General features: G+C 48.6%; 4 protein-coding genes. All 4 read right to left on the bottom strand.

What is annotated here, in order from left to right; translation table 11 throughout:
* Positions 1–43: 43 nt before the first annotated feature.
* The 4 genes from HMPREF2959_RS04500 to opc all read right to left on the bottom strand — a co-directional run bounded on the left by HMPREF2959_RS04500 (position 44) and on the right by opc (position 3,984).
* Complete coding sequence (locus HMPREF2959_RS04500) at positions 44–409, bottom strand: hypothetical protein (protein ID WP_002213667.1); 366 nt, start codon at positions 407–409, stop codon at positions 44–46.
* Positions 410–429: 20 nt separating this feature from the next.
* Positions 430–2,340, bottom strand: a complete 1,911-nt coding sequence (locus tag HMPREF2959_RS04495; protein WP_002243499.1) for an ATP-binding cassette domain-containing protein — start codon at positions 2,338–2,340, stop codon at positions 430–432.
* 18 nt (positions 2,341–2,358) lie between these two features.
* Positions 2,359–3,003, bottom strand: a complete 645-nt coding sequence (locus tag HMPREF2959_RS04490) for a DedA family protein (RefSeq protein ID WP_002219343.1) — start codon at positions 3,001–3,003, stop codon at positions 2,359–2,361.
* A gap of 162 nt (positions 3,004–3,165) precedes the next feature.
* The gene (gene opc / locus HMPREF2959_RS04485; protein WP_002243500.1) at positions 3,166–3,984 is read right to left on the bottom strand and encodes an autotransporter adhesin Opc; all 819 of its coding nucleotides are present in this window, start codon (positions 3,982–3,984) and stop codon (positions 3,166–3,168) included.
* Positions 3,985–4,383 lie beyond the last annotated feature (399 nt).

Genomic DNA, 4,383 nt, shown 5'->3' with positions numbered 1-4,383 from the left:
TGCACTTCAAATGCGAATCCGCCGCCGTCTGAAAAAGACGGGCTTACGGCTTTGTTTTGCGCTGCCGGTATTGTTTCCATTTAAACAGATAACCTGCGGTTACGGGAATCAGGGCTAAGATGGTTTTGAACGTCCATGATGCATACCAAGGTAAAGAACCGGGTGCGACCGATTGATTCAGATACGGCCACCAACAGGCAGTCAGGCAGCCGAGCAGCAGCGGCCAGATATGCCGGCTGAGGTTTTTTTGCCAAAGGAGGAATGATGCGGCAGACCAAAGCAGGGTAAGGGCAGTGATTTTTAACACGGTATAAGCGTCCGCTCCAAACAGGGCGGCGAGAAAATACGTACCGGCAATCCAGAGGACGGCAAGTATCAGGACGATGATTTCTTCAGGTCGTTTGAACATTTTTTTCTTCCTGTTTGATTTCAGACGGCATTGCCGTTCTGTTTGGTTTCCAGCAGCTCCCAGCGTTCCAGCTTTTCCAAAAGCAGCATTTCGATTTCTTCGGCGCGGCTTTGCAGTGCGCCGGCTTTTTCGTAATCTTTGAAGATTTCGGGATCGGAAAGCTGCGCGTTGATTTCTGCCTGTTCGGCTTCCAAGGCGGCGATTTCGTCGGGCAGGGCATCGAGTTCTCGCTGTTCTTTGTAGGACAGTTTGACCGTGCGGTTGGCTTTGGGTTTTTCTTTCACCGGTTCGGCATCGGCTGTTTTGGGTGCGGATTCCGTCTGAATCTTCGCTTCGCGTGATTTTGCGTCGATGTAGTCCTGATAGCCGCCGATATATTCTTTTAACCTTCCATTTCCTTCAAAAACAAGGCTTTGGGTAATCACGTTATCGAGGAACATACGGTCGTGCGAGACAAGGAATACCGTGCCTTGATAATCGCGCAACAGGTCTTCGAGCAGCTCTTGGGTGTCGATGTCCAAGTCATTGGTCGGTTCGTCCAAGACCAAAATATTGGCGGGACGGGTAAAGAGTTTTGCCAGCAAAAGGCGGTTGCGTTCGCCGCCGGAGAGTGAAGAAACAGGACTTTGCGCGCGGGCAGGGGGGAACAGGAAATCTTCCAAATAGCTCATCACATGCTTTTTCTTACCGCCGACTTCAACGTAATCATTGCCCTGTCCGAGCGTGTAAAACACGGTGTCGTTTTCATTCAACGCGCTGCGGAACTGGTCGAAATAGGCGACTTCCTGCTTGCTGCCGATACGGATTCTGCCGTAGGTCGGCTGCAATTCGCCCAAAATCAGTTTTAAAAATGTGGTTTTGCCGATGCCGTTTGGACCGATTAAGCCGATTTTGTCGCCGCGCTGCAAGATGGCGGAGAATTTGTCCATAATGACTTTGCCGCCGTAGGCAAACGAAGCGTGCTCCAATTCGGCGATGATTTTGCCGCTCTTCTCACCGCTGTCGAGCTTAAAGTTGACCTGTCCCTGCACGTTGCGGCGTTCTGCACGTTGGCGGCGCAGCTCTTCCAAGCGGCGCACGCGGCCTTCGTTACGGGTACGGCGCGCTTCAATGCCTTTGCGTATCCACGCTTCTTCCTGAGCATGAAATTTGTCAAACAAGCGGTTATGTTCCGCCTCGACTGCCAACTCTTGCGCTTTTTTCTCACTGTATTTAGAGAACGAGCCGGGATAGGAACGTAGAATGCCGCGGTCAAGTTCGACAATCCGCGTGGCGATATTATCCAAAAAACGGCGGTCGTGGGTAATCACGACCAAGCTGCCTTCAAACGCCTTGAGCAGGTTTTCCAACCAGATAATCGCGTCAATATCCAAATGGTTGGTCGGTTCGTCCAGCAGCAATACGTCGGGCTTCTGCACCCAAGCCTGCGCCAAGGCGACACGCTTTTTCTGACCGCCGGAAAGGTTGCCGATTTTTTCGTTTTCCGGCAAACCGAGTTCGCCCAAAGTCTGCTTGACTGCCGCATCCAGCTTCCAGCCGTCCTTCGCTTCGATTTCGAGTTGTAATTCGTTGAGTTCTTTTAATAAAACGTCGTCTGAATTGTGCTCCAAATCATGGCTGACATGATGATAACGGCGCAATAAATCGCGAATTTCGCCCAAACCTTCGGCAACGGTATCAAATACGGTTGCGTCCTTATCAAAAAAGGATTCCTGCGGTACATAAACGATTTTGAGGTTGTTTTGAACAATAATCTGCCCGTCGTCGAGCTTTTGCAAACCGGCGAGGATTTTTAAAAACGAAGACTTGCCTGCGCCGTTGCGTCCGATTAAGCCGACTTTTTCGCCGCTGTCGAGTTGAAAAGAAGTTTTGTCGAGCAAGGCAACGTGGCCGATGGCAAAAGAAGCGTTTTCTACAGATAATATATTCATGATACAAATTCTCAACAGTTACCGTTTGGATTTTACCGCAAGTTTGGCGCGGGCAATTTCAACCGCACCCGGCAGGACGGAAACAATAATGATGCCGCCCATCACCAAGCCCAGATTGTTTTTTACGACGGGGAAGTTGGCAAAGAAATAGCCCGCGTAAGAAAACAGGATAACCCACAACAAGCCACCGATGATGTTGTAGCGGATAAATTTGGCATAGTGCATTTTCCCCATACCGGCGACGAAGGGGGCGAAGGTGCGGACGATGGGCATAAAACGGGCAATGATGATGGTTTTGCCGCCGTGTTTTTCGTAAAAACGGTGGGTTTTATCGAGATATTCACGTCGGAAGATTTTAGAATCGGGGTTGGCGAACAGCCTGCCGCCGAAATATTTGCCGACGGTAAAATTGAGCGCGTCGCCGAGTATGGCGGCAAGGCTTAATAATGCAACCATCAAATGAATATCCATACCGCCCAGCGCGGCAATCCCGCCGGCGGCAAACAGCAGCGAATCGCCGGGCAGTAAGGGCGTAACAATCAGGCCGGTTTCGCAAAAAACAATCAAAAACAGAATCGCATAAATCCACACACCGTATTGCGCCGACAGCGCGAGCAGGTGTTGGTCGATATGGAGGATGAAGTCGATGGCGGAGGCAAGCACGGCGCGTTCCTAAAAAAACAAACCGCGTATTTTAACCGATTGGAAAAATGCCGTCTGAAATTTTCAGACGGCATCGGCTATTCAAATTCATTTCACGTAAAAACCGCAAACCAAAATAGTTTGCGGTTTGGCATTTAAAGCGACAATGATGATTTCAAATCATCAGAATTTTATGCCGACGCGCAAGCCGTATTCACGAATACTGGTTTTCGGGATGGTGAGCGATACGTCGCCACTCGTGGTTGTTACACTAAACTCGCCGGATTCTTTGTAAGTGCGTTGTTTGTAGAACGGCCCCGCCTCGATGCTGGCGGATTCGCCCAGTTTTTTACCAATATTTGCACCCAATCCAAAGCCCCAGCCGTTGGTTTTTTGATTGATGTCTTTTTTGAGACTGGTAACGCCGGTGTTTAATTTATAGCGGGACTTGAGGTCAAATTTCACTTCAGACCAAGGGTTGATATACCAGCCGTTACCCAGTTGGGAAAGCAAATCCGCGTGAACTTTGGCTGACCACGACTGACGGCTGCTGTGAAGCGTATGCTTGGTGGTTTTAATGCTGTCTTTTGAAGATTCAAAACCCAAGCCGGCACCCACACGGAAATTTAAAGAATCACTTAACGTTTGGGTATAGGTGTAGCCTGTGTAAAGATCGATACGGTTTTCAGGAACGCCGGTGGGCAGTTTTACATTTTTAGTCTTACCCAGCTTGTTCTCATCTGTTTCCAAATTAATAATATTTTTTTTGCTGCGCCCGAAACCGGCTTCCAAGCGGATGCCTTGGCTGGCATCAAAAGGAATATCAGCACGTACGCCGATGTGTTTGGCAGCTTTGTGTTTTTCTTTCAGGAAAGCACGAGTTGAAGAAATGGAAGAGAGGTCGGTGTGGACGGTAAACTCATTAGCGGTTTGAAGCTCTTGTGCAGCGGCGGCAGTACCGGTCAGGGCAATCATGGCACATGTAAAAACTGTTTTTTTCATAGTTAAAATCTCCAAAATTTGGATTGTAGTCGGATATGGTAACATAACGTAAATAATCGTTACGCTTACAATTATATTCTTAAGCTTTCGGGGGGGGGGGGATTTTACATATATTAATAAAAATTAACAAATAGTTATTTGTTTACAACGAATTGTTATTCTCACTTGGTTTTCTGTTTTTTATGGGAATGACGAAATTTTAGGTTTCTGATTTCGGTTTTCTGTTTTCTGTTTTAAGGGAATGACGAGACTTGAGATGGCGGCATTTATCGGGAGCAACTGAAACCACTCTGCCGTCATTCCCGCGAAAGCGGGAATCTAGGTTCGTCCGGTTTCGGTTATTTCCGATAGATTCCTGCCGCGTTGGGGGTCTGGATTCCCGCCTGCGCGGGAATGACG

The organism is Neisseria sp. HMSC070F02 (assembly GCF_001814225.1).
GTDB lineage: Bacteria > Pseudomonadota > Gammaproteobacteria > Burkholderiales > Neisseriaceae > Neisseria > Neisseria meningitidis.
Note: the sequence above shows the minus strand (reverse complement) of the source record. Positions and strands in the feature narration are given on the sequence as shown.

Bases quoted from the DNA above. Each gene is read 5' to 3' on its own strand.
- HMPREF2959_RS04500 (WP_002213667.1), bottom strand. From the start codon at position 409: ATGTTCAAACGACCTGAAGAAATCATCGTCCTGATACTTGCCGTCCTC.
- HMPREF2959_RS04495 (WP_002243499.1), bottom strand. From the start codon at position 2,340: ATGAATATATTATCTGTAGAAAACGCTTCTTTTGCCATCGGCCACGTT.
- opc (WP_002243500.1), bottom strand. From the start codon at position 3,984: ATGAAAAAAACAGTTTTTACATGTGCCATGATTGCCCTGACCGGTACT.